The sequence below is a fragment of the Microcystis sp. LE19-195.1E genome (assembly GCF_027532095.1).
GTDB lineage: Bacteria > Cyanobacteriota > Cyanobacteriia > Cyanobacteriales > Microcystaceae > Microcystis > Microcystis aeruginosa.
Genome location: NZ_JAPZSZ010000028.1, coordinates 1 through 19,931, shown reverse-complemented (window position 1 = coordinate 19,931; position 19,931 = coordinate 1). Strand labels below are relative to the sequence as shown.

Genomic DNA, 19,931 nt, shown 5'->3' with positions numbered 1-19,931 from the left:
GGGTGTGGGTGGGGGGGTTGGGGGGGTTGGGTGGGGGTTGTGGGGTTGGGGTGTTGGGGGGGGTGGGGGGGGGGGGGGGTTTTTGGGGGGGGGTTGGTGGGTGTGGGGTGTGGGGTGTGGGGGGTTGGGTGTGGGGGTTTGGGGGGGGGGGGTTGGGGGTGGGGTGGGGGGGGCAGGGTGTAGGGTGTGGGGTGTGGGGTGTGGGGTGTGGGGTGTAGGGTGTGGGGTGTAGGGTTTTACCCATTTTCAGACGGTCAATTACCTAATTTTCAGGGAAAAAGTCCCTCAATTTTCGCCCCGATCACTCTCGGCTGGCACTTTTTGAGGTCAAAAAAGCCTAAAGATATTATCCCACAAGGTTTTTAGATTTATTCAGCCAACCCTAAATATTGCTAGATTTGGAGATTTGCGCTATTAAACCTCTTGCAAAAGTCAAAAAGTAATCAATCCTGATGCTGAAAGCATCTATTCTTCTTTCTGTTGCCTGACTTCTGCAAGAAGTCTATCCACTAATTCCGGCGGGGCCTGACAACAAATAGAGATTCTTTCCCCTGTACTGGGATGATTAAAAAGGATTTGATTGGCATGGAGATAATAACCACAATCTCCCGGTACTGCATCCGGTCGCGGTAATCCCCCCAGACCATACAATGGATCACCGATTAAAGGATAGCCAAAAAAGGCCAGATGAATGCGAATTTGATGGGGTCTGCCCGTAAAAATTCTTACTTCTAATAGGGTACTATCGGGATGTTTTTTTAAGACTCGACCATCACTGCGGGCCGATAACCCATCTGTGAGCGCACCGTAAACATGGCCTAAAATGGGATGGGCGATTTTCCCGATCGCTTGATTAATAGTAAAATTATCTGGTATGTCGCCCTGACCAACTAAAGCTCGATATATTTTAGTAATTTTCCCCTCCCGCATCTGTTGACTCAATTTAGCTCTAGCGGGCTTTGATTTCGCCATTAAGACTATGCCGGAAGTGCCGCGACCAAGACGATGAATTGGATAGGGAGTGACCTCGGCATAATGCTGATGTACCAGATGGATGAGAGTATGTTCGAGAAATCCACCCCCCGCTAACACGGGTAATCCCGAAGGTTTCGCCACCACTAACACCTCGGCATCCTCGTAGAGTACCTCAAAAAAGAGCGGTACATCCGGTTCTGTCCACGGCGGGCGCTGATAGGTCAATTGCTGCCCGATTTCCAAGACTGTATCGGGGCAAGCGGGACGACCGTTGACTAGAATTGCTGCCGATAAAATGCGATCGAGCCATTCTTCTGGGCTAGAATGGCAATATTTGCCCGTATAGTAGGCTAATAAGCTTAATCCTGCCTGATTTTTGCTAATTTTATCTCGATAAATCCAACCTTGATTGGCCATTGGGGAAGTGGGGTGTGGGGTGTGGGGTGTGGGGTGTGGGGTGTGGGGTGTGGGGTGTGGGGTGTGGGGTGTAGGGTGTGGGGTGTGGGGTGTGGGGTGTAGGAAGAATAAATAAAAATAATCTCCTGACTCCTGACTCCTGACTTCTGACTCCTATCTCCTAACCCAATGTTCGACAAAGATAAGCAAAAATTATTTATTGACTCCAAAAGCTTGAGAATATTTAAATTAACATTCCGCAATATTTACAAATTCTTAAGAATTAATTGAGAAAGATTTTTATTTAACAACGATGTTATGATGGTTACAGCGATTTTACTGAATTTCATAATGGGCTGTTATTGGCTTTTTTGGACAGCAATGGTTGAAACCCTTGCCACACCTACAAGGTAATCCCAATTAAGACAGGTAAATCAGTCAATTTCACCCACAACGATGATCTTTTTTTTGTGTAGTTTTATTGCCAAGAAAAAGTTTTTTTGACAAAAAGCACAAAGTATGTAGGAGTAGTTATGGCAGAGTGGGAAGTGGGGAAGTGGGGAAGTGGGGAAGTGGGGAAGTGGGGAAGTGGGGAAGTGGGGAAGTGGGGTGTGGGGTGTGGGGAGTGGGGAGTGGGGAGTGGGGAGTGGGGAGTGGGGAGTGGGGTGTGGGGAGTGGGGTGTGGGGTGTGGGGTGTGGGGTGTAGGGAAGTGGGAAGAATAAATAAAATAATCTACTGTCTCCTGTCTCGGAGTCTCCTGTCTCCTGTCTCCTGACTACTGATACCCGAATCTTGGTTGAAAGACCAAAACGCTTGCAGAGCTATCCACAAGTGGACAACTAGATAAGAAGTGATATTCTAGTAGGTTCGGATGGGACATAATCGTGTAAGACGTGAGTAGGGGAAACCAGAAGGCGCAGTGATGAGCTTCGAGAATCCCTCCCATGAGTGCTTTGGGGAGTGTCAATTAATTGTATGTCTTTGGTAATTTGTACGGGTTTTCATGATTCTAGATTGACCGAGGATTTTTTAGGACATCTGGGGAGCAAATCGGTCAAATTACCTTCCTATATTATTATTTCGCCTTTTTCTTGCTTAAATGAAGCTTTTTCACCGGGAGAAGCTCTAACCTTGATTGGGTTTAGTGCGGGGGTGGTAAATGCGATCGCTTTAGCTCATTATTGGCAAGCTCAAGGGGCAAAAATTGCCGCTTTAATAGCTCTGGACGGGTGGGGAGTGCCATTAATCGGTAATTTTCCCATTTATCGCCTTAGTCACGATTATTTTACCCATTGGAGTTCCTGTTTATGGGGTAGCGGTCAAGAAAATTTTTATGCAGATCCACCTGTAGATCATCTTAGCCTCTGGTCGTCCCCCGATCGAGTGACCGGTTGGTCTATCAATGGTAATTTTGTCCAACGCACCACAGCGTTAACTTTTTTATTAAATCGGTTAGGCAAGAATCAATTAACTATAATTAGGTAGTCCCCTCCCTGTCTTTCCTATTTCTTTACCGCTGCTGATTTATGAGTACATCCGTTCCGAGTTCTTCAATTCTCTTGGTGGGAATTGAGGAGAATATCGCTAAACTAGCTAGTGCGGACTTGAAAGAAGCAGGTTATCGTCCCCTGAGCGTGCCTAGCATTGATATCGCTTTCCCAGAAGTGAAAAGTTGGCAGCCAGCGATGATTATACTCGATCGCTTCCTCGCAGCGGAGGCCGGTGTGAATTTTTGTCGTCGTTTACGTTCCCAGGGAAGTCGCGTTTATATTATTTTGTTAGTATCTCAAGAAACCCTAGAAGAACGTCTCGCCTGTTTGGAAGCGGGAGCCGACGATTATTTTCTCAAACCCTATAATTCGCAATCTTTTCTCAAATTAATCCGTTTTTACCTGCAACCTCTGGAAATTACCCCCGAACAATTGCGTTTCGGTGACTTAGTATTAGATTTAGCCAGTCGTCGTCTCTCCTATAAAAACAAAAATATTGAGTTGACGATGAAGGAATTTGAACTGCTGCGCTACCTCATGATTCACCCCAAGGAAGTATTATCGAGGGAGCAAATTCTCGAAAATGTCTGGGGAGACGAATTTCGAGGAGAATCAAACGTTATTGAGGTGTATATTCGCTATTTACGCCTGAAGATGGAGGCTGGTGGTCAAAAACGCCTCATTCATACCGTGCGTAGTGTGGGCTACGTTTTACGGGAATCTTAACAGGAGTTAGGAGTCAGGAGACAGTATTCAGGAGTCAGGAGATTATTTTTATTTATTCTCCCCACACCCCACACCCCACACCCCACACCCCACACCCCACACCCCACCACCCTAGTCAAGCGCTGCTATTCAATCTGGATGGAGTTGGGGGAATCGATAGGAGGGGTGGAACTTCCCGGGGTGATAGTTTGACGGTATTGACTATAAAGACGGTCGCGCCAAGCAAAAAAGCCCTCGTAGGCGCTATTATCGGCTAACCCCGGAATCCCCTTGCCTTGCAATTCCCTGGGTAAGTTGAGATAGGAACCCTGGGGAAACTGAAGCAGTACACTCAATCCCGCCACGGCTAAATCGGCTAAAGTGGGCTGATCCCCGACTAAATAGGGACGATTGGTTAAAATAAGGTTCAAAGCCTCTAAATCCTGTTGTAGCCCCTTTTTCGCTGTATTGATAGCATCTTTTCCCAGACCTACACCTGCCCCCAAAATATCAATTAATTCCCCTGGCATAGAACCCAGCAACAAGCGCATAAAACCGGGAGTTTCCTGGGGTAAAAAAGCGGTACGAAAGTTTTGATTTTGGGCAAAAGCGCCGAGAAAAGCGGTTCTTCCTTTTAATCCCAGGGATTCATCAGCCCATTCTTCGATTAATAAACATTGACCCCGTTGTAGGGGATCTGTGGGGATAATTGGTTTTTCAGGATACTTGCGATCGAGATAAAAAGCAATCTCCGTCGAGTCAGCAATATAAGTATCGCCATCCTTGAGGACGGGAACCTGTCGCTGTCCGGAAAGACGGAATAATTCCAATTGTCCCACCCCCGGCACCACGTCCCTTTTTTTATAGGCAAGTCCTTTATAGTCGAGGATGAGACGGACTTTCTCACAATAGGCAGATAATTCAAATTGGTAGAGTTCTAGCATGGGATGATATGGCCTCTCGATAAATCAGTTTCTCCCTGATTACTCTAACCCTATCGGGCATCGGTCGTCTAAACTTAAAGACTTTACTCCGATTTTGTCCGAACATTTGTACTAAAAACCAGCCAGGCGAAAAAATCATCGTTTGCTAATTTGAGGAATTAGGCTGGGTACTCTTAGGGAAGATAGACCAGATCCGGCAACCCCAACTCAATAGTGCCACGCTTTTAGGTTAGGATATTTTCAGGCACTAAAAGCGAGGAATAACTTATATATTCTGGCAAGCTGACTCGCGAGAGACCAATAGCATAACGGAGGCGGTCGGCGGTCGGCAGGGGGCAGGAGGCCGTTTTTGTAACGGGGATTTATGCCCCGCTCCCAAAACTTTTCGCCTTAAGGCGAGGTTTTAGACCCGATTTTTTCGATACCGCTATAGCAGAGGCGTGCGAGGGCTGGCTCCTTTCTCGGATCAGAGGTTACTATGCAATTATCCATCGACGTTTTTAATGATGTAGTTCGCTATCTCGACAGCCACGAAGAAAAATTACGGATCAAAAAATTAATCTTTTGTATCTGTAAAAAATATTGGGAAAACGAGCCTAATATTTTGAACAGTGTGGCTATGGAAGACTTGGTGAAGGAGTTAGTGCAACTCAAAACCAATAAAGAACAATTAACTTTTTCTGTTTATAAATTAGTTAAAACCCTCAATCGTCCTAAAGTTTATCTGGGAGTAGCCACGGTTATTATCGAGCAAATCAGTCAATTATATAGTAATATTGCTGCCGCCTACGACAATCAATTATTACTGGTAGAGCCAGAAGTTAACCCTAGCTTCACCACCGTTAATAATGATGTCAACAACGAGGAAGATAATTTATTAAGACAGGTGGTTAGTGGAATAGAAAATCATCGAGAGACAGCGAGAATTCAAAAATTAATGTTTGCCGCTTGTAAAAATCGTTGGGAAAACGATCAAGCGGTGATTAATAATTATGGCTTAAAAAATATTGTTTTAGAACTTCAGCGAAACAATCCCAATTTCCTAAGCTTGCGACCAACTCTCAAGCAAATTGCCGAAAATATTAATAAAAAAGCTCTCTACCTAGCCCTAGCCGATATTATTCTTGCCCAACTAGAGCCTCTCTACGATACTGATAACGATGACGAAGAAGAGGACAATGAGTCAAAAAGTCAAATCTTGAACACTGAAATATTTCATCTAAAGAATGATTCTGATTCTGCGGCTAAAACCACATCTTTCTCCCCCTCTAGAAGTGAACCTGTGGATTTTTCCTCTTCGAGCATCAATCTAAATGAACCGCAATTAGTCATGGAATTGCCCTTTGCCGAGCCGGCTTCCTCAAATAACAACCCCAGTAATTCCCCACAAATTCCCGCCTACGACCCCTTTGAAATTCGTTTAGGAATTTTCCAGTATGCTAATCCTTTACGAGCCAAAATATTGATTTTCTCGCTCCTATTTCATCCTTGGGATCGGAGCGGTCAAGATTGGTCAACTCTGCGAAGTTATACCCTAGAAGATTTACTACAACAACTCATCCAAAGTGGGAAATCTCTCAAGGATATCGAAATTCAACTATACAATATTGCTCAAACCCAAATGGATACGGATGCTAACGTTCAAACCGCCAGTATTCTGGTGCAAACTTTACAAAAAATTCTTTAATTTTTTACCCAAATTTATCTGGATATTCTCCCTATGAAACCCAACGAATTAATTGCCCGTTATGCCGCAGGAGAAACTCAATTTAGTGGCTTAAAATTACCCGGAGTTAATTTAGTTGGTGCTGACTTAATTGGCATTGTTTTAAATGAAGCAGATCTGCACGGAGCCAATCTTCTCTTTACCTATCTTAACCGGGCTAATCTCGCTCAAGCTAATCTTGTGACAGCTAATTTAAGCGGTGCTAGTCTCAACCAAGCTGACTTAAATGGGGCAGATTTACGCAGTGCCAATTTACACGGAGCGATGCTACAAGGGGCTAATCTTCGTGATACCGATATAACCCTAGCGACGTTACTTGATGCTAACTTAATCGGGGCGGATTTACGGGGGGCTAATTTAAGTGGTGCTAACCTCACTGGTGCTTGTTTGCGGGGAACAAATATGCGTCAGGAAAAGAAAAATCATAACACTAATTTACAAGGGGCTAATTTCTCCCGCGCCGACCTGCAAGGAGCTAATATGAAAGGGGTTGATCTGGTGCGAGCAAATCTAGTAGGAGCCAATTTAAAGGAGGCTAATTTGTGCAATGTTGACCTCAGAAAAGCTGATTTAACTAATGCTAATCTCCAAGATGCTTTACTTACTGATGCTAATTTAATCGGGGCGCATTTAGTGGGGGCAAATCTAGCGGGAGCCAATTTAGTGCGGTCAAAAATGACCGATACGGAAGCAATGCAGGCAAATTTCCATAGTGCAATTATGACTCAAATAAAATTCGATCGAGCTAATCTTAGTCAAGCTAATTTTCAAGCAGCAAGAATGAATCATGCTGACTTAAGAAGGGCTAATCTTTCAGGAGTTAATTTCAGCGAAGCTGACTTAATCGATGCTTTCTTTGCTAGAGCAAATCTCACCGGTGCCGATTTAACTAATGCTAATCTAACTCGTGCCGAGTTAATGAGTGCTAATCTGATGGGAGTTAACTTCCGCGGTGCAATTATGCCCGATGGCCGGATTAATAATTAAAATTACTTAGGGTTGGCTGAATAAATCTAACAACCTTGTTGGGTAAGACTTTTAGACTTTTTTTCCCTCAAAAAGTGCCTACCATTGGAGTGATCGGGGGTAAAATCCCTGGACTTTTTCCCTGAAAATTAGGTAATTGACCCCCTCAAAATCGGTAAAACCCTACACCCCACACCCCACACCCCACACCCTGTCCCCACGAAAAACTTTTTGCCGCAAGCCCTACTTAGACATTGTTGTTAGCAGTTATTCTGGTATAATTTAGGGGTAGAATTGAGGGTAGTGTTATGGTTAATCCAGCAATTATTGCAGAAGATATGGGCAAAATCTACACCAGCATTACAGTTATCAATCGAGCGGATCAAATTCGTGCAGAGGATGGTATGATCGCACCGGAACAAATTCGCTCTCTTACCCTAGAAAATGTCTTGGTGGATACGGGAGCAACTACTCTTTGTCTGGTGCCGGAAGTAATCTCCAGCTTGGGTTTACAGCTTTTAAAAGAAGTAGATGTGGCTACGGCTAAAGGCATAGGAAAAGCGAGAATTTTTCGCGATGCCACCTTGATTATTGCGGGACGGGAAGGGACTTTTGAATGTTTGGAATTACCTGGAGGTCAAAACAACTTATTAGGAGTAATTCCTTTAGAAGCTTTGGGATTAGAACCAGATCTTCGCAGCCAAAAACTACGAGTTTTACCCACGGAATCTAACGAGACTTATTTAACAATTTTATCGAACAAAATAGCTCTATAAAATCACTTTTTGTCTGACTGTTCCGGCTCTTTCAGCTATAGCGATAATCTCGATTTCTTGACCAGAAACTCCTTTAATCACCCATTCCACCGTACAGCGATAATCTAAACCATGAGCGAGGCTACTATATACTTTATTTGATCGCCCTTCTAAGTGACCGATTTCCTGCTCTAATTTTCCCACTATTAAACTCACCTCATCGGCTAAATTTAACTTGACTTGAATGGGACGAACGATCTTTCTTTCCAGGGCCTTTTTACTGGTATAAGTGGGTAAAAATCCCTGATTTTCCAACTGTAAAACCAGATGATAAATACCATTTCCCTCCGACTTAAGATCAAGACGAGAGATAGCTAAAAGAGGTGACATTAAAGCATGGGCAATAGTAAACTGACATTGTTTCTCACATAAATCCGGTAAATACTTTTCTGGGGCATTTTGCCAGACATTTTTAAAGTCCCAACCGCCAATTTCCACCTCTCCCAATTGGGGGTGATCAAAACTTTGCCAATTAATAAAACCCTTTCCCGCTAAATTCTCATCATTCCAATGCTGTAATTTCAATTCATCTTCAAAAGGATGCCAGCGAAACCATTGAATATAATCATCTTTTTTCACTCCCGCTTGGGTGGGTGCATCCCATAACTCCACCGTAAAACCATACCAACCAAAATGATCGTAACCGTAATCATCCATGGCACCGTTAGTCACTTCTTTGGGATGATAACGAAAATCGTGATAGACAGAAACGCATTCATAACCAGTCATTGCTTTTCCCTTGTCAGCAATATATTTATACATTTCTAAGTCTTCCACGGGGAAATATTCATCGGGATGGGTGCTATAGGGACGCAACATGACTGCTGAATAGGTATGATAGGTAACGAAGCCATTAATATTAGTGTTATTTGCCCAAAATTCCGCTTCCGCACGGGTTTCTGGCTCCGAAAAAGGAAAGTCTCCGGCCCCTTGTTGTTCCCCTTCAGGAACCCAATAAACGGGATAATTGCGGTTAAAATCCAGGCCCTCTAGGGTGGGGGCAGTGGTAAAATTATAGCCATCGTAATCGCGGATTAAACCTTCGGTGAGCAAAGTGTAAAAAGTTCCTTCAAATTCCTCCGGTTCGCGACGCACCATAATGCGAGGATCTTGTTCAGAAATTTTCCAAGCGCCACAGGTATCTTTTTGGCGCATTTGTAAGATTAAACCATCGCCGTTAATATCTTCAGGATATAGCCCCGGTTTCTCATCCGTGTGGGGATAGGGGCGAATACTCGATCGTAACATATAGGGAGTGGTGAGATATTTTTCTGCTCCATCCACGGCTAATCGCGGCAAAATATAGACAGTGTAATGGTCAAGAAGTCTGGTAATTGGGGAATTATGACCGTATTGGCGCAAAAGATGAGAGATAGTGTAGAGAGCGACGGCAGAGCCTGTTACTTCCCCCGCATGGGTGTTAGCATCAATCCAATAGGCAGGTTTTTCTAAATAGGGTCCTGTGGCTTGATTTGTGAGGGTAGTTAACCAGATATCTCGATTTTCGTAGCTTTTACCGATCGAGGTGAGGCTAATTAAATTAGGATAGGATGAGGCTAGGTTTTTCAGGAAAGAAACTAATTCTTCGTAGGGGTAATAGTGGCTAAAATCAAACATAATCTTCTGCAACTAAAAAAAAGGAGTCTCGGGTTAATTTAAGAAAATATAGGATAATAACAGTAAAAAACTATGGATAGTCAAGATATCGCTCGCTATATCGAAGAAACTAACGGTATTTCTAAGCCTTGGCTGTTGGTGCAATTGCGTCTCAAAAAACTGCAAGAACGTCGTGCCAGTCTTTCCCAACAGGAATATATCCAAGAATTGGATGATATTCAGCAAGACTTAATGAAATTGGGCGAATGGTGGCGAGGAATCGAGTCAGAAGTCTTTGAACCCTAAGCGGTGGCGATAATCTGTAATACTCGCGGTAAATCCTCAAATTCGCCGATGATGCGTTTCACCGGTTGCGGCCAAACCCGGACTAAAGTGGGAATAGCAGAGACATGATTAGATTCTGCTTGTTCTGGATGCTTAGAGATATCGATCACTTTCAGGGTATAGGGATGGTGTAATTCTCGCTCTAGAAGCTGATGGATCGATTCTAGGGTGTGTTTAGTATTGGCATTATTGCCGGAGACAAATAACCGCAAAACATAACCCTTGGGACTAGGGTTAGTATAGTCAGAGTCAGCACTAATCCCCGAAGTCGTTGCGGGGCGCTCCTGATAACGGAGAATCAGATCGTGGGATTGCCAAAGTTGGGGAAACTGCTGACGATAGGTTTCTAAGATAGTGGGATTAGAGGATTGTTCCTGCCAAGGTACAGTAAACCAAGCTCGCTCGTCCGTGGCGAAAATAGCATTTAATAAAGGCTGATAGCGACGGACAAGGGGATAGACTTCGGCTCTAGTATGAATACGGTGACTGTAGGAATCTCGCCAGCGATCGATGGTAGCGGTAAAACTCGGAACTAAAAAATGGGGGGGTTCTGGCAACCCTAAAGCGGACTGGAGAGCAGCGCAGAGATTCAGATGCCAATGAGTTTGTTTATCAGGATCGATACAGTAAATCAGGTCGCCCCCGGGGGTAAACAGGGCGATGCCTTTAAAAATATCGGGCAACACAATCGCGGAAGTGGTCACTTGAGGGGTTCCCCTAGGGAATCAATAGGAGCTTCTATTTTTCTAGACTACTAAACTCTTGACCCCGCAAGGAAATCCTTCAGGGTTTTTCTAGATTCTACCCCGCAGCATCATCGCCATTTCATTGGGAACCGGGGACATTTCCAGGGCGACCTCATCGTTAATCCGTCCCTCTTGATAGAGGTTAAACAGAGATTGATTAGTGGTAATCATGCCATCATATTCGCCATCTCTCATTAATTCGATAATTTCGTCATTTTTGCCGCTGCGAATGTAATCTTTGACGGTTTCTGTGTTGACGAGAATATCGTGAAAAGCAGCCCGTTTACTATCGGTGGTGCGACATAAACCCTGGGAAATAATACAAACCAAGGATTCTGCGATCGCCACCCGCATCGATTCCCGTTCCTCGGCGGTATAAAGAGTTAAAATCCGCTCCAGGGTTTTAACGGCGCTGTTGGTGTGCAGGGTTCCCATGACTAAGTGACCAGTTTGGGCAGCTTTCAGGGCAGTATTAACGGTGGATTTGTCCCGCATCTCCCCCACCAGAATAATATCTGGGTCTTCCCGCAAAGAGGCTTTTAGGGCATTATCGAACTCATGGGTGTGCATTCCCACTTCCCTTTGTTTGATCAAACTGCGACGACTTTGATGGACAAATTCGATCGGGTCTTCGATGGTGATAATATGTTTGGGGTGTTCTCTATTTATGTAATCGATCATGGCTGCTAGGGTGGTGGATTTCCCTGAACCCGTCGGACCGGTGATTAAAATCAATCCCTTATGCACATCGCACACATTCCGGAACACAGCCGGTAAGCCCAATTGTTCCACAGTGAGGATTTTCAGGGGAATTAGACGCAAAACCATCCCCGGACCGCGCAGACTTTCAAAGATATTAATCCGCACCCTAGCGAATTCGTACTGAGTTGCACCATCAAATTCTAGGTCTTTTTTAAAGCGAAGGATTTCTTCTTCACCGAGGATTTCCCGTAACCAACTATAAAAAGTGTTGATGTCAATTTCAGGATAGTTGAGAATAATCATTTCACCACGATCCCGCATCCGGGGTTGTTCTCCAACTCCTAGGTGAACGTCCGAATAACCCCGATCAAAGGCCATCCGGATCAAATGTTCTAAGGTGGGTTGATTGGGAGCGCGACCCGGCCGGGGTGGGGTTTGGGGAGAAGCAGCCTGACTGGGAGCGCGATTTTGGGGAGGATGTGGGGCGGGAATTTGACCATTTTGCGGCATATTCGGCACGTTTTTGGTCGGTGTCGCCACCTGTTGGCTCATTTCTTGAGTTGTCCCCGTGCTGATTCCCTTGATTAACTCTGAGGGAGGTATCGGCATGGAGGGAACCGGCAGCGGCTGCAGTGGTCGCGAGGAAGAATTGGGATTTTGACTCATGAGAAATAGGGGTTTTTCTTTTACTATTCCCCGATTGTACTAACATCCTATCAAATCATCCCCAATTTCTCAATTCCTCACAGACGCTAGATTGAGGAGTAAGGAGCCAGTAGTCTCCGAGTCAAGAGACAGGAGACAGGAGACAGGAGACAGGAGACAGGAGACAGGAGATTATTTTTATTTATTCTTCCCACTTCCCCACTTCCCCACTTCCCCACTTCATAATTTATAATTCCCCCTCTCCTATACCTTTTAAACAGGATTTAGACCCCAAAATTGTTACAATCGAGGTTTAGGGCTGATGATTTTGACTACTCAATTCTGTTTGCTTGTCAGTCTTAGGAGAGGTAAATACGATGAATAGTCTGCCAAGTTCAGTCGAACGGGAAAATTTAGGACAATTTTTGTTAGAAAATCTGCAAGAGATTACAGATAAACTTGCTCAAATTGTCACCGATTCTGATCGAATCATCCTGGATAATTTACTACAAGAAACTCAAATTTTATTTGAGCAAGTTAAGGATAACTCTAAAACTTATCAAGCAAGAGCCGATATATTTTGTCAAATTAATCAACTATGGTTTCAGGTATGGAAACAGTATAAGAATGAGGTTTCGACACTGGAATTAATCCAATATATAGACCAATTTACTAATCAAATTACTGCCTATAATCAATTATTTATCGGCCTTGCTCAGATCAATGAGGGAAAGACTGGTGAAGAAAAAGCCGATTTAATCAGAGTGGTGGAAGGTTCACGCATTCTCTCGGAAACGATAGATGTGTTTATTGATATGTTTGCCGATTCAGAATTAGAGCAAATTTACCAGGGAGCTAAAAATACTCTATCGATTTCTCATCGTACTATAACCGAATATTTCCAAGATACTGACAAATCTTTAGTCACCCAACTGAGAGCCTATTATAGTTTAATAATTTTCAGAATTCAAGAGCGATTTAATCCTAAGAATGTATCCTCAGAAACTACTTATCATTCCCTAGCAGATAATTTCAATGATATTGATGCCTCTACACAAAATTTAACAGGTTTGGTCGATTTGGAAACTGAAAAATCTTCGTCTGAAAACTGGTTAGATAATCTTTCTGGATCAATTTCTGATCAGGAAGATTTTGAGAAAGCATTAGAATATGGGCGTGTTTTTCGTCAGAATGTATCCTCAGAAACTACTTCTCATTCCCTAACAGATGATTTAAGCGATCTTGATCCTTGGACAAGAGACTTAGTGGGGGTTGTTGATTTAGGATCAGAAGACCCAAAAGAATCGTATATTGATTATTTAGTGGAGAAGTATCGGTGAAACGAGTCCTATTCGATAGTGATGTATTGCTAGATGTTTTGGGTAAGCGTGAACCACATTTTCCCGCATCTGTACAAGCATTAAATACAGTTAAGACAGGTAAAACTCAAGGATATATTTCTGGTCATGCTGTTACCAATATTTATTATATTTTCTCTAGAGAAAATGGAAGAGAAAGCTCAAGAAAGTTGGTTATAAGTCTTCTAGAGAACGTAGGTTGGGTTGAAGCATGAAACCCAACACCCGCTCATGTTACCCTACCACTAACCCATCCTACAAACTTTTTGGCGCAAACCCTAACTAATGCTTCGGTAAACGTAAACCATCCGAGCGCATAGGGATTAAAATCTGAGTTAAACTGCGTAATTGTTCGGCCGTTCCCATACAAATTAACAGATCCCCGGCCATTAATTCCGTATCGCCAGTCGGTCCCCCAATTAGCGTACCATCAGCGCGACGTATAGCCAAAACTAACGCCCCCGATCGAGATCTTAAATGTGCTTGACTAAGACTTAAACCGACACAGGGACAAGTCCTCGGATCGATTAGAAATTCTTCCATATAAAACGATCGATCGGTTCCGGTTAAAATCCCATCAACAAAATCCATCACCTGGGGTCGTAGGGCTGCGGCCGCTAATCTTCTACCGCCGGTAATATAGGGAGATACTACCGCATCGGCCCCGGCCCGTTGTAATTTCTGTACTGCTTCTTCGGTACTGGCCCTAGCAATGGCGCGGATTTTCGGATTAAGAGTTTTAGCAGACAAAACTGTATATAAATTCTCCGCATCGGAAGTTAAAGCGGCCACAATACAAATAGCGCGTTCAATTCCTGCCATTTGTAAAGATTTATCTAAGGTGGCATCTCCTTGAACAACAATATAATTTAATTCTTTGGCCCGATTTACCTGTAGGGGGTCCGTATCAATTACTACAAAAGGAATATTTTCGGCGTGAAATTCGATCGCCACCTGTCTACCTGTGCGACCCAAACCACAGATGATATAGTGTTCCGATAGTCGATCGATCACGCGTTTCTCCTGTCTCTGTTTGAGTCCCTCTTGAAAATAGCCTTGAATTAAAGCTTCGGTCAAGCGATTAACAATATAACCGATCGTGATTACTCCCATCACGATCAAAACCATTGTAAACAGTCGTCCCCGTTCACCTAGGGGATTAATTTCGCCAAAACCGACGGTAGCGAGGGTACTAATCGTCATATAGGCCGAATCTAGCCAACTCCAACCCTCGATCAGATGATACCAAAGCGTACCCAGCAAAAATACCACAATCAGGGCAAAAATTCCCCCGATTAATTCCTGACGCAGCCGACGATATTTATCTTCACTGATAGACAAGCAAAATTCACCCCTAAGACTGTCTAGTAAATTACAATAAAATCAGTTTTTAATCTAAATAACCCGTCCTTCTCAGACGGATTTGATTATAATTTCCCCTATCTCAAGGTCGCGATTCATCTCCCGTTAGAGCCGCCCTTGCTTAACGGGAGTCCTCTCGCGACCAAAGTGAAACTAACGCGGTAGCGTTTCCACTTTCGAGGAATTTCGCTAGAATACAGAAAGCGGTAAAGCGCGTAAGGTATCACGGAAACCTCCCGCTCCTTTGTACCTCGGAACAAATATCGCCCTTGAAAATGTAATGGTGACGGGTCAAGCAGCATAGAAGCTTAACGGCTAAGGTCAATTCTGCCCACAAATAAAATTCAGAGCCGTCCGCCGCCGGGCAGTCGGTAGACGTTAAACTAAAACGCTTGTGGATTCGGTCTGACGGGGGCATAGTCTTCGGATTGTGTCTAGTTAAGAGGAGTAGAAGCAAGAATCTCCCGTCACAGCCTAGCTTGACGGCGAGAGTGTCAAGTCTAATCGCGCAGGAGTTCCCCAGTGAGTCCAGAAACCCTTTTAGAACCAACCCTAGTTGATCCCACTCCCAATTTAAACCCGAATCAACCCTTCGATCGAGATAGTTTTAACAGCTATGTGATGAATACTTATGGTCGTTTTCCCATTGCGATCGCCAAAGGGTTAGGCTGTCTTCTCTGGGATACTTCCGGCAAACAATACCTTGATTTTGTCGCAGGAATTGCCACCTGTACCCTCGGTCACGCACACCCCGCTTTAATTGAAGTGGTTAGCCAGCAAATCCAAAAACTCCATCATGTCTCGAATTTATACTATATTCCCGAACAAGGGGAACTAGCTAAATGGATTGTCGATCATTCCTGCGCTGATAAAGTCTTTTTCTGTAATTCTGGTGCGGAAGCGAACGAAGCAGCGATTAAATTAGTACGAAAATATGCCCATACGGTGCTAGATTTCCTCGAACAGCCAGTTATTTTAACTGCTCACGCTAGTTTTCACGGTCGGACTTTAGCTACCATCACCGCAACCGGTCAACCGAAGTATCAAAAAGACTTTGAACCCCTGATGCCGGGGTTTGCCTATATTCCCTATAATGATATCGAAGCGGTGGAAAATGCGATCGCTGATCTCGATGAGGGTAATCGTCGTGTGGCTGCGATTATGTTGGAACCCTTGCAGGGTGAAGGGGGAGTTCGTCCAGGGGATATCGAATATTTCCAACGTTTACGGCAAATTTGCGACGAAAATAACATTTTGCTTGTCTTTGATGAAGTACAGGTGGGAGTCGGAAGAACTGGTAAACTCTGGGGTTATGAGAATTTAGGAGTGGAACCGGATATTTTCACTTCTGCTAAGGGTTTAGCGGGTGGTATTCCCATCGGTGCGATGATGTGCAGAAAATTCTGTGATGTGTTTGAACCGGGTAGTCATGCGAGTACCTTTGGAGGTAATCCTTTCGCTTGTGCCTCAGCTTTAACAGTATTACAAACCATTGAACGGGATCATCTTCTCGAAAATGTCCAGCAGCGAGGGGAACAATTACGCAGCCGTTTACGCATGATTGCTTCTCAATATCCCCATCTATTTGTCGATGTGCGCGGTTGGGGTTTAATTAATGGTATGGAAATTAATTCAGAAAGTGAGTTGGTTTCATCTACTATTGTTAATGCAGCCTTGGCCGAGGGTTTATTAATTGCCCCCGCAGGTCCGAAAGTTCTCCGTTTTGTACCTCCTTTAATTGTCTCGGAAACAGAAGTAGATGAGGCTATGGATAAGCTAGAAGTTGCTATCGCTAAAGTGGTTTAATTTCAGTTATCAGTTATCAGTTATCAGATGTAAGTTTTAAGTTGACAGTTTCCAGAACGTAGGTTGGGTTGAAGCATGAAACCCAACGCCCGCTCATGTTACGCTACCGCTAACCCATCCTACAAATAATTGTGCCTACCTACTTATCAGTCAATTATTTTTGAGCTTTATCCCCCTAACTGTCACCTTTTCACTGGACTAGAGGAGGATAAATCTACTGTTGTTCGGGGCAAATAAAATGATCACTTCTGAACCTATTTATTCTCTCCCTAAAACCCCTCCTTTAGAAAATGGTGATCAACTAAGTCGCCAGGAATTTGAGCGCCGTTATCAGAACCTTTCTGAAATAAAAAAAGCCGAATTAATTGAAGGAATAGTTTATATGTCTTCTCCTGTACGAGTGCAGAGTCATGGAGAACCTCATTCTGATATTTTAACTTGGTTAGGGGTCTATAAAGCCGCCACAATTGGGGTAATGTCTGCGGATAATACTACTGTGCGTCTGGATGCAGATAATGAAGTACAACCAGATGCTTTACTAAGAATGAAAATTGCTGGACAATCAACTATTAGTGACGATGATTATATCGAAGGTGCGCCGGAATTAATCGTAGAAATCGCCGCTTCTAGTGCTTCCTATGATCTCCACAATAAATGGCGAGTTTATCGTCGTAATCAAGTGCAAGAATATCTTGTTTGGCGAGTTTATGAACGTCAATTAGATTGGTTCCGATTAAATGCTGGAGAATATATTAAACTTGAACCCGATAGTCGAGGGATAATTTACTCGCAGGTTTTCCCCGGTCTTTGGTTAGATGTTAATGCTTTATTAGCGGGTAACTTAGGACAGGTTTTGACAGTTTTACAGCAAGGTTTAGCCAGTCAAGAACATCAAGATTTTCTGAAAATATTATCTCAAAAAACTAATAACTGATTTATGTGGCATCCTGACGCTTATCAAGCTTTAATTGCCGAAAATTATCCTCAAGTTGCGGCAATCTACGAGGAACTAATCGATAACAATCCTGAAAATGTTTCTGACTATTGGTACTTGGGAGTTGCCTATCTTCTGCAAAATTTAGCAGCAGAAGCGCAGGTAATGTGGCAAAATGTTTTCAGGGAAGGCAATCCAGAACAAGTTAAGCAATGGCAAGCAGAATTAGAAGCGGTTTTAGACGCAGAAGCGCGACGACAACAAAGAAAAGGTGATCTGGCAGCTGTAGAATATTTTCGCTATCATCTACAGGAAATTGTTCCCAAGTCAATTAATAATTTATTAGCTTTATTCGACTTAGCTTTAGATTTAGAAATATTTGATCCTGAAGAACTACTTAATTATCCTATTCAAGACAATCTCAGATCTAATCCCGATCGAGAATTGCTTTTAAATGTAGTTCTCAAAAGTCTTTTATATCCCCATGAATTAACTTTAGATTTAGCTCAAGCAAGTTTACCCTACCTAGAGGAATTAGCCGATAGTTTTATCCCGCAAGCTTTTCAGATAGCAGCACGAGTCACCAACGAGCAACAAAGTCCCACTTTTGGAGTGGAAATTATTAAACTTTGTCTGCAATTAAGACCAAATGATCTGAGTCTTTTGGAACAATTGGTTAACCTCTATATTTTAGCAGAAGACTTTGATAATTCTTTGATAACTGCCTATCAATTCCGAGAAATTTGTCTAACTCCAACCCTAAAGTTATACAGTAATTATCTGATTTTGTTAATACTTTTGCGCTGGGGAGTTTGGCAAGAAATTGATCATATTTATCAAGAATATCATGATTTATTACAGGAATTAACCCGTCAAAAAAATATCACTTTAGAAACGATTATTAAAACTAGCTTTCTCAATGTTTCTAGTCCCCTACCCTACCTAGGCGATCGAGCCTTAGCCAACCGAAAATTAACTAATTGCGTCGCCGAAATTTTCCTTGATAATAATAGTTTTAAAACTCCTTTAATTACAAACGAAAAAGCTTCAGAAAAACTAACTATTGGTTATCTTGCCAGTACCTTAAAACATCATTCTGTCGGTTGGTTAAGTCGTTGGTTAATTCACCATCATGATCGAGAAAAACTGCAAATAGCCATCTATACTATTAACCAAGAAGAAGATGAAATTACCCGTCAATGGTTCCGGGATAGCCGAGATATTATCCGTCATTTTCCCTACGCTCAAAATCCCCTAGAAGTTGCCCAACAAATTCAACAGGATCAGATAGATATTCTAGTAGATTTAGATAGTTTAACCCATAATCTCACCAATCAGATTATCGCCCTGAAACCCGCAGCAAAACAAGTGACTTGGTTAGGTTGGGATGCTTCTGGATTAGCAACTATTGATTACTATATCGCCGATCCCTACGTTTTACCCCAGCAAGCGGAGGAATATTATCGAGAAAAAATCTATCGTTTACCAGAGACATATTTAGCAGTGGATGGTTTTGAAATCGGCACTCCCAATCTCCGTCGAGAAGATTTAGAAATTCCCCCCGATGCTACCATCTATTTTTCCGCACAAAGTGGCATGAAACGCCATCCTGATACCATTAAACTTCAGATGAAAATTCTCGCACAAGTCCCTAATAGTTATTTTCTGATTAAGGGAGTCGGTAAGGGCTCTTCTGGTTTCTGTGTGGAAACGAGGTCTATACTGATAGAATATCCGCAAAATAGTCCTAAAAGTCTTGCCCAGTAAGCATTTCACGATTCCATAAGCAAAAATTATCACACAAAGTCGAGAAGAGCCCGGTAAGACTGAAAAAATTCAAGAATTATTTACTGAAATAGCGATTCGGGAGGGAGTTAATCCCCAAAGATTGCGGTTTTTACCGAGAGATATCGATGAATATACCCATCGCGCTAATTTACAGATTGCCGATGTGGTGTTAGATACCTATCCCTACAATGGTGCTACCACCACCTTAGAAGTTTTATGGCAAGGAATCCCTTTAGTTACATTGGTAGGAGAACAATTTTCCGCCCGCAATAGTTATACTTTTATGATTAATGCTGGTATTGAAGCCGGAATTGGCTGGAATGAGGCAGAATATATCGACTGGGGAGTAAAATTAGGACTCGATCGCTCCCTTCGTCAAGACATCAGCCATCAACTGTTAGGAAATCGTGACACAGCCCCGCTCTGGCAAGGGAAAAAATTCGCTCAAAATATGGAAAATGCCTATTTAAAAATCTGGGAGGGAAGTTGATATTGACATCCTCGCCGCCCTAAAAGTGCGGCGATTCCTAAACCTCACGATTTAAGTTTCTGCTTCCACCACCGTCGCATACCACAGTTAAAAAACCATGTACTGTCTTACACAGAGTCCACAGACTTTCGCCCCATTTCA

23 protein-coding genes and 1 pseudogene are annotated in these 19,931 nt (G+C 43.2%); 15 read left to right on the top strand and 9 right to left on the bottom strand.

Annotated features, from left to right (window positions below; genetic code table 11):
- From O9300_RS02210 to O9300_RS02200, 3 genes are all read right to left on the bottom strand, one after another.
- Positions 1 to 244 (bottom strand): hypothetical protein (locus tag O9300_RS02210; RefSeq protein WP_287969784.1); only part of this gene is annotated, 244 nt, incomplete at its 3' end.
- A 221-nt stretch (positions 245 to 465) separates the two neighbouring features.
- Positions 466 to 1,392, bottom strand: a complete 927-nt coding sequence (locus O9300_RS02205; RefSeq protein WP_287969782.1) for an RluA family pseudouridine synthase — start codon at positions 1,390 to 1,392, stop codon at positions 466 to 468.
- Entirely contained in the window at positions 1,335 to 1,634 is a 300-nt protein-coding gene (locus tag O9300_RS02200; protein WP_287969780.1) for a hypothetical protein, read from the bottom strand. The genes O9300_RS02205 and O9300_RS02200 overlap by 58 nt, the downstream gene beginning before the upstream one ends.
- A gap of 270 nt (positions 1,635 to 1,904) precedes the next feature.
- On the opposite strand from O9300_RS02200, the gene O9300_RS02195 reads away from it, so the two are divergent.
- The 3 genes from O9300_RS02195 to nblR all read left to right on the top strand — a co-directional run bounded on the left by O9300_RS02195 (position 1,905) and on the right by nblR (position 3,588).
- A complete protein-coding gene (locus O9300_RS02195; protein ID WP_287969779.1) occupies positions 1,905 to 2,147 on the top strand; it encodes a hypothetical protein in 243 nt (80 codons plus the stop codon).
- A 200-nt stretch (positions 2,148 to 2,347) separates the two neighbouring features.
- Entirely contained in the window at positions 2,348 to 2,857 is a 510-nt protein-coding gene (locus tag O9300_RS02190; RefSeq protein WP_287969778.1) for a hypothetical protein, read from the top strand.
- 41 nt (positions 2,858 to 2,898) lie between these two features.
- Positions 2,899 to 3,588 (top strand): response regulator transcription factor NblR, encoded by a 690-nt coding sequence (gene nblR, locus O9300_RS02185; RefSeq protein WP_287969776.1) that lies wholly within the window; start codon positions 2,899 to 2,901, stop codon positions 3,586 to 3,588.
- On the opposite strand, the gene O9300_RS02180 is transcribed toward nblR, so the two are convergent.
- Positions 3,585 to 3,707, bottom strand: a complete 123-nt coding sequence (locus O9300_RS02180; RefSeq protein WP_287969774.1) for a hypothetical protein — start codon at positions 3,705 to 3,707, stop codon at positions 3,585 to 3,587. The two genes, nblR and O9300_RS02180, sit on opposite strands and share 4 nt — an antisense overlap.
- 6 nt (positions 3,708 to 3,713) lie before the next feature.
- The gene (locus O9300_RS02175; protein ID WP_002798699.1) at positions 3,714 to 4,511 is read right to left on the bottom strand and encodes a glutathione S-transferase; all 798 of its coding nucleotides are present in this window, start codon (positions 4,509 to 4,511) and stop codon (positions 3,714 to 3,716) included.
- Positions 4,512 to 4,989: 478 nt separating this feature from the next.
- Here O9300_RS02175 and O9300_RS02170 point away from each other — a divergent pair, with 478 nt between their 5' ends.
- The 4 genes from O9300_RS02170 to O9300_RS02155 all read left to right on the top strand — a co-directional run bounded on the left by O9300_RS02170 (position 4,990) and on the right by O9300_RS02155 (position 7,979).
- Positions 4,990 to 6,198 carry a hypothetical protein gene (locus O9300_RS02170; RefSeq protein ID WP_287969772.1) on the top strand — a complete coding sequence of 403 codons (1,209 nt, stop codon included), beginning with the start codon at positions 4,990 to 4,992 and terminating at the stop codon, positions 6,196 to 6,198.
- Positions 6,199 to 6,231: 33 nt separating this feature from the next.
- Positions 6,232 to 7,224 (top strand): pentapeptide repeat-containing protein, encoded by a 993-nt coding sequence (locus O9300_RS02165; RefSeq protein ID WP_190722696.1) that lies wholly within the window; start codon positions 6,232 to 6,234, stop codon positions 7,222 to 7,224.
- A gap of 136 nt (positions 7,225 to 7,360) precedes the next feature.
- Entirely contained in the window at positions 7,361 to 7,489 is a 129-nt protein-coding gene (locus O9300_RS02160) for a hypothetical protein (RefSeq protein WP_287969786.1), read from the top strand.
- A 22-nt stretch (positions 7,490 to 7,511) separates the two neighbouring features.
- On the top strand, positions 7,512 to 7,979 hold the full coding sequence (locus O9300_RS02155; RefSeq protein ID WP_002758964.1) for a pepsin/retropepsin-like aspartic protease family protein: 468 nt from the start codon (positions 7,512 to 7,514) through the stop codon (positions 7,977 to 7,979).
- On the opposite strand, the gene O9300_RS02150 is transcribed toward O9300_RS02155, so the two are convergent.
- Positions 7,974 to 9,635, bottom strand: a complete 1,662-nt coding sequence (locus O9300_RS02150; RefSeq protein ID WP_287969770.1) for a M14 family metallopeptidase — start codon at positions 9,633 to 9,635, stop codon at positions 7,974 to 7,976. The two genes, O9300_RS02155 and O9300_RS02150, sit on opposite strands and share 6 nt — an antisense overlap.
- Positions 9,636 to 9,707: 72 nt before the next feature.
- Between O9300_RS02150 and O9300_RS02145 the strand changes: the two genes are divergently transcribed.
- Positions 9,708 to 9,920, top strand: a complete 213-nt coding sequence (locus O9300_RS02145; protein ID WP_287969769.1) for a hypothetical protein — start codon at positions 9,708 to 9,710, stop codon at positions 9,918 to 9,920.
- On the opposite strand, the gene O9300_RS02140 is transcribed toward O9300_RS02145, so the two are convergent.
- Together O9300_RS02140 and O9300_RS02135 are read right to left on the bottom strand one after the other, a co-directional pair.
- On the bottom strand, positions 9,917 to 10,663 hold the full coding sequence (locus tag O9300_RS02140) for a circadian clock KaiB family protein (RefSeq protein ID WP_287730627.1): 747 nt from the start codon (positions 10,661 to 10,663) through the stop codon (positions 9,917 to 9,919). The genes O9300_RS02145 and O9300_RS02140 overlap by 4 nt on opposite strands.
- A gap of 90 nt (positions 10,664 to 10,753) precedes the next feature.
- Positions 10,754 to 12,073, bottom strand: a complete 1,320-nt coding sequence (locus O9300_RS02135) for a type IV pilus twitching motility protein PilT (RefSeq protein ID WP_287969767.1) — start codon at positions 12,071 to 12,073, stop codon at positions 10,754 to 10,756.
- A gap of 91 nt (positions 12,074 to 12,164) precedes the next feature.
- Here O9300_RS02135 and O9300_RS02130 point away from each other — a divergent pair, with 91 nt between their 5' ends.
- The 3 genes from O9300_RS02130 to O9300_RS02120 all read left to right on the top strand — a co-directional run bounded on the left by O9300_RS02130 (position 12,165) and on the right by O9300_RS02120 (position 13,625).
- Positions 12,165 to 12,305, top strand: coding sequence for a hypothetical protein (locus O9300_RS02130; protein WP_287969765.1), 141 nt, complete (start codon positions 12,165 to 12,167; stop codon positions 12,303 to 12,305).
- Between the two features lie 124 nt (positions 12,306 to 12,429).
- Positions 12,430 to 13,392 (top strand): hypothetical protein, encoded by a 963-nt coding sequence (locus tag O9300_RS02125; RefSeq protein ID WP_287969764.1) that lies wholly within the window; start codon positions 12,430 to 12,432, stop codon positions 13,390 to 13,392.
- Entirely contained in the window at positions 13,389 to 13,625 is a 237-nt protein-coding gene (locus O9300_RS02120) for a PIN domain-containing protein (protein WP_287969762.1), read from the top strand. Before O9300_RS02125 ends, O9300_RS02120 begins: the two co-directional genes overlap by 4 nt.
- 67 nt (positions 13,626 to 13,692) lie before the next feature.
- Here the strand turns inward: O9300_RS02120 and O9300_RS02115 are convergent, their stop codons facing one another.
- On the bottom strand, positions 13,693 to 14,751 hold the full coding sequence (locus O9300_RS02115) for a potassium channel family protein (protein WP_125732212.1): 1,059 nt from the start codon (positions 14,749 to 14,751) through the stop codon (positions 13,693 to 13,695).
- Positions 14,752 to 15,294: 543 nt separating this feature from the next.
- On the opposite strand from O9300_RS02115, the gene O9300_RS02110 reads away from it, so the two are divergent.
- The 4 genes and pseudogenes from O9300_RS02110 to O9300_RS02095 form a co-directional block, all read left to right on the top strand.
- Positions 15,295 to 16,578, top strand: coding sequence for an aspartate aminotransferase family protein (locus tag O9300_RS02110; protein WP_287969760.1), 1,284 nt, complete (start codon positions 15,295 to 15,297; stop codon positions 16,576 to 16,578).
- Between the two features lie 238 nt (positions 16,579 to 16,816).
- Complete coding sequence (locus O9300_RS02105) at positions 16,817 to 17,512, top strand: Uma2 family endonuclease (RefSeq protein ID WP_287969758.1); 696 nt, start codon at positions 16,817 to 16,819, stop codon at positions 17,510 to 17,512.
- A gap of 3 nt (positions 17,513 to 17,515) precedes the next feature.
- Positions 17,516 to 19,279, top strand: a complete 1,764-nt coding sequence (locus O9300_RS02100) for an O-linked N-acetylglucosamine transferase family protein (RefSeq protein WP_287969757.1) — start codon at positions 17,516 to 17,518, stop codon at positions 19,277 to 19,279.
- 52 nt (positions 19,280 to 19,331) lie between these two features.
- Positions 19,332 to 19,790 (top strand): annotated as a pseudogene (locus O9300_RS02095) (O-linked N-acetylglucosamine transferase family protein); the annotation flags it as partial.
- Positions 19,791 to 19,931 lie beyond the last annotated feature (141 nt).

Bases quoted from the DNA above. Each gene is read 5' to 3' on its own strand.
- O9300_RS02205 (WP_287969782.1), bottom strand. From the start codon at position 1,392: ATGGCCAATCAAGGTTGGATTTATCGAGATAAAATTAGCAAAAATCAG.
- O9300_RS02195 (WP_287969779.1), top strand. From the start codon at position 1,905: ATGGCAGAGTGGGAAGTGGGGAAGTGGGGAAGTGGGGAAGTGGGGAAG.
- O9300_RS02190 (WP_287969778.1), top strand. From the start codon at position 2,348: ATGTCTTTGGTAATTTGTACGGGTTTTCATGATTCTAGATTGACCGAG.
- nblR (WP_287969776.1), top strand. From the start codon at position 2,899: ATGAGTACATCCGTTCCGAGTTCTTCAATTCTCTTGGTGGGAATTGAG.
- O9300_RS02175 (WP_002798699.1), bottom strand. From the start codon at position 4,511: ATGCTAGAACTCTACCAATTTGAATTATCTGCCTATTGTGAGAAAGTC.
- O9300_RS02170 (WP_287969772.1), top strand. From the start codon at position 4,990: ATGCAATTATCCATCGACGTTTTTAATGATGTAGTTCGCTATCTCGAC.
- O9300_RS02165 (WP_190722696.1), top strand. From the start codon at position 6,232: ATGAAACCCAACGAATTAATTGCCCGTTATGCCGCAGGAGAAACTCAA.
- O9300_RS02155 (WP_002758964.1), top strand. From the start codon at position 7,512: ATGGTTAATCCAGCAATTATTGCAGAAGATATGGGCAAAATCTACACC.
- O9300_RS02150 (WP_287969770.1), bottom strand. From the start codon at position 9,635: ATGTTTGATTTTAGCCACTATTACCCCTACGAAGAATTAGTTTCTTTC.
- O9300_RS02145 (WP_287969769.1), top strand. From the start codon at position 9,708: ATGGATAGTCAAGATATCGCTCGCTATATCGAAGAAACTAACGGTATT.
- O9300_RS02135 (WP_287969767.1), bottom strand. From the start codon at position 12,073: ATGAGTCAAAATCCCAATTCTTCCTCGCGACCACTGCAGCCGCTGCCG.
- O9300_RS02125 (WP_287969764.1), top strand. From the start codon at position 12,430: ATGAATAGTCTGCCAAGTTCAGTCGAACGGGAAAATTTAGGACAATTT.
- O9300_RS02105 (WP_287969758.1), top strand. From the start codon at position 16,817: ATGATCACTTCTGAACCTATTTATTCTCTCCCTAAAACCCCTCCTTTA.
- O9300_RS02100 (WP_287969757.1), top strand. From the start codon at position 17,516: ATGTGGCATCCTGACGCTTATCAAGCTTTAATTGCCGAAAATTATCCT.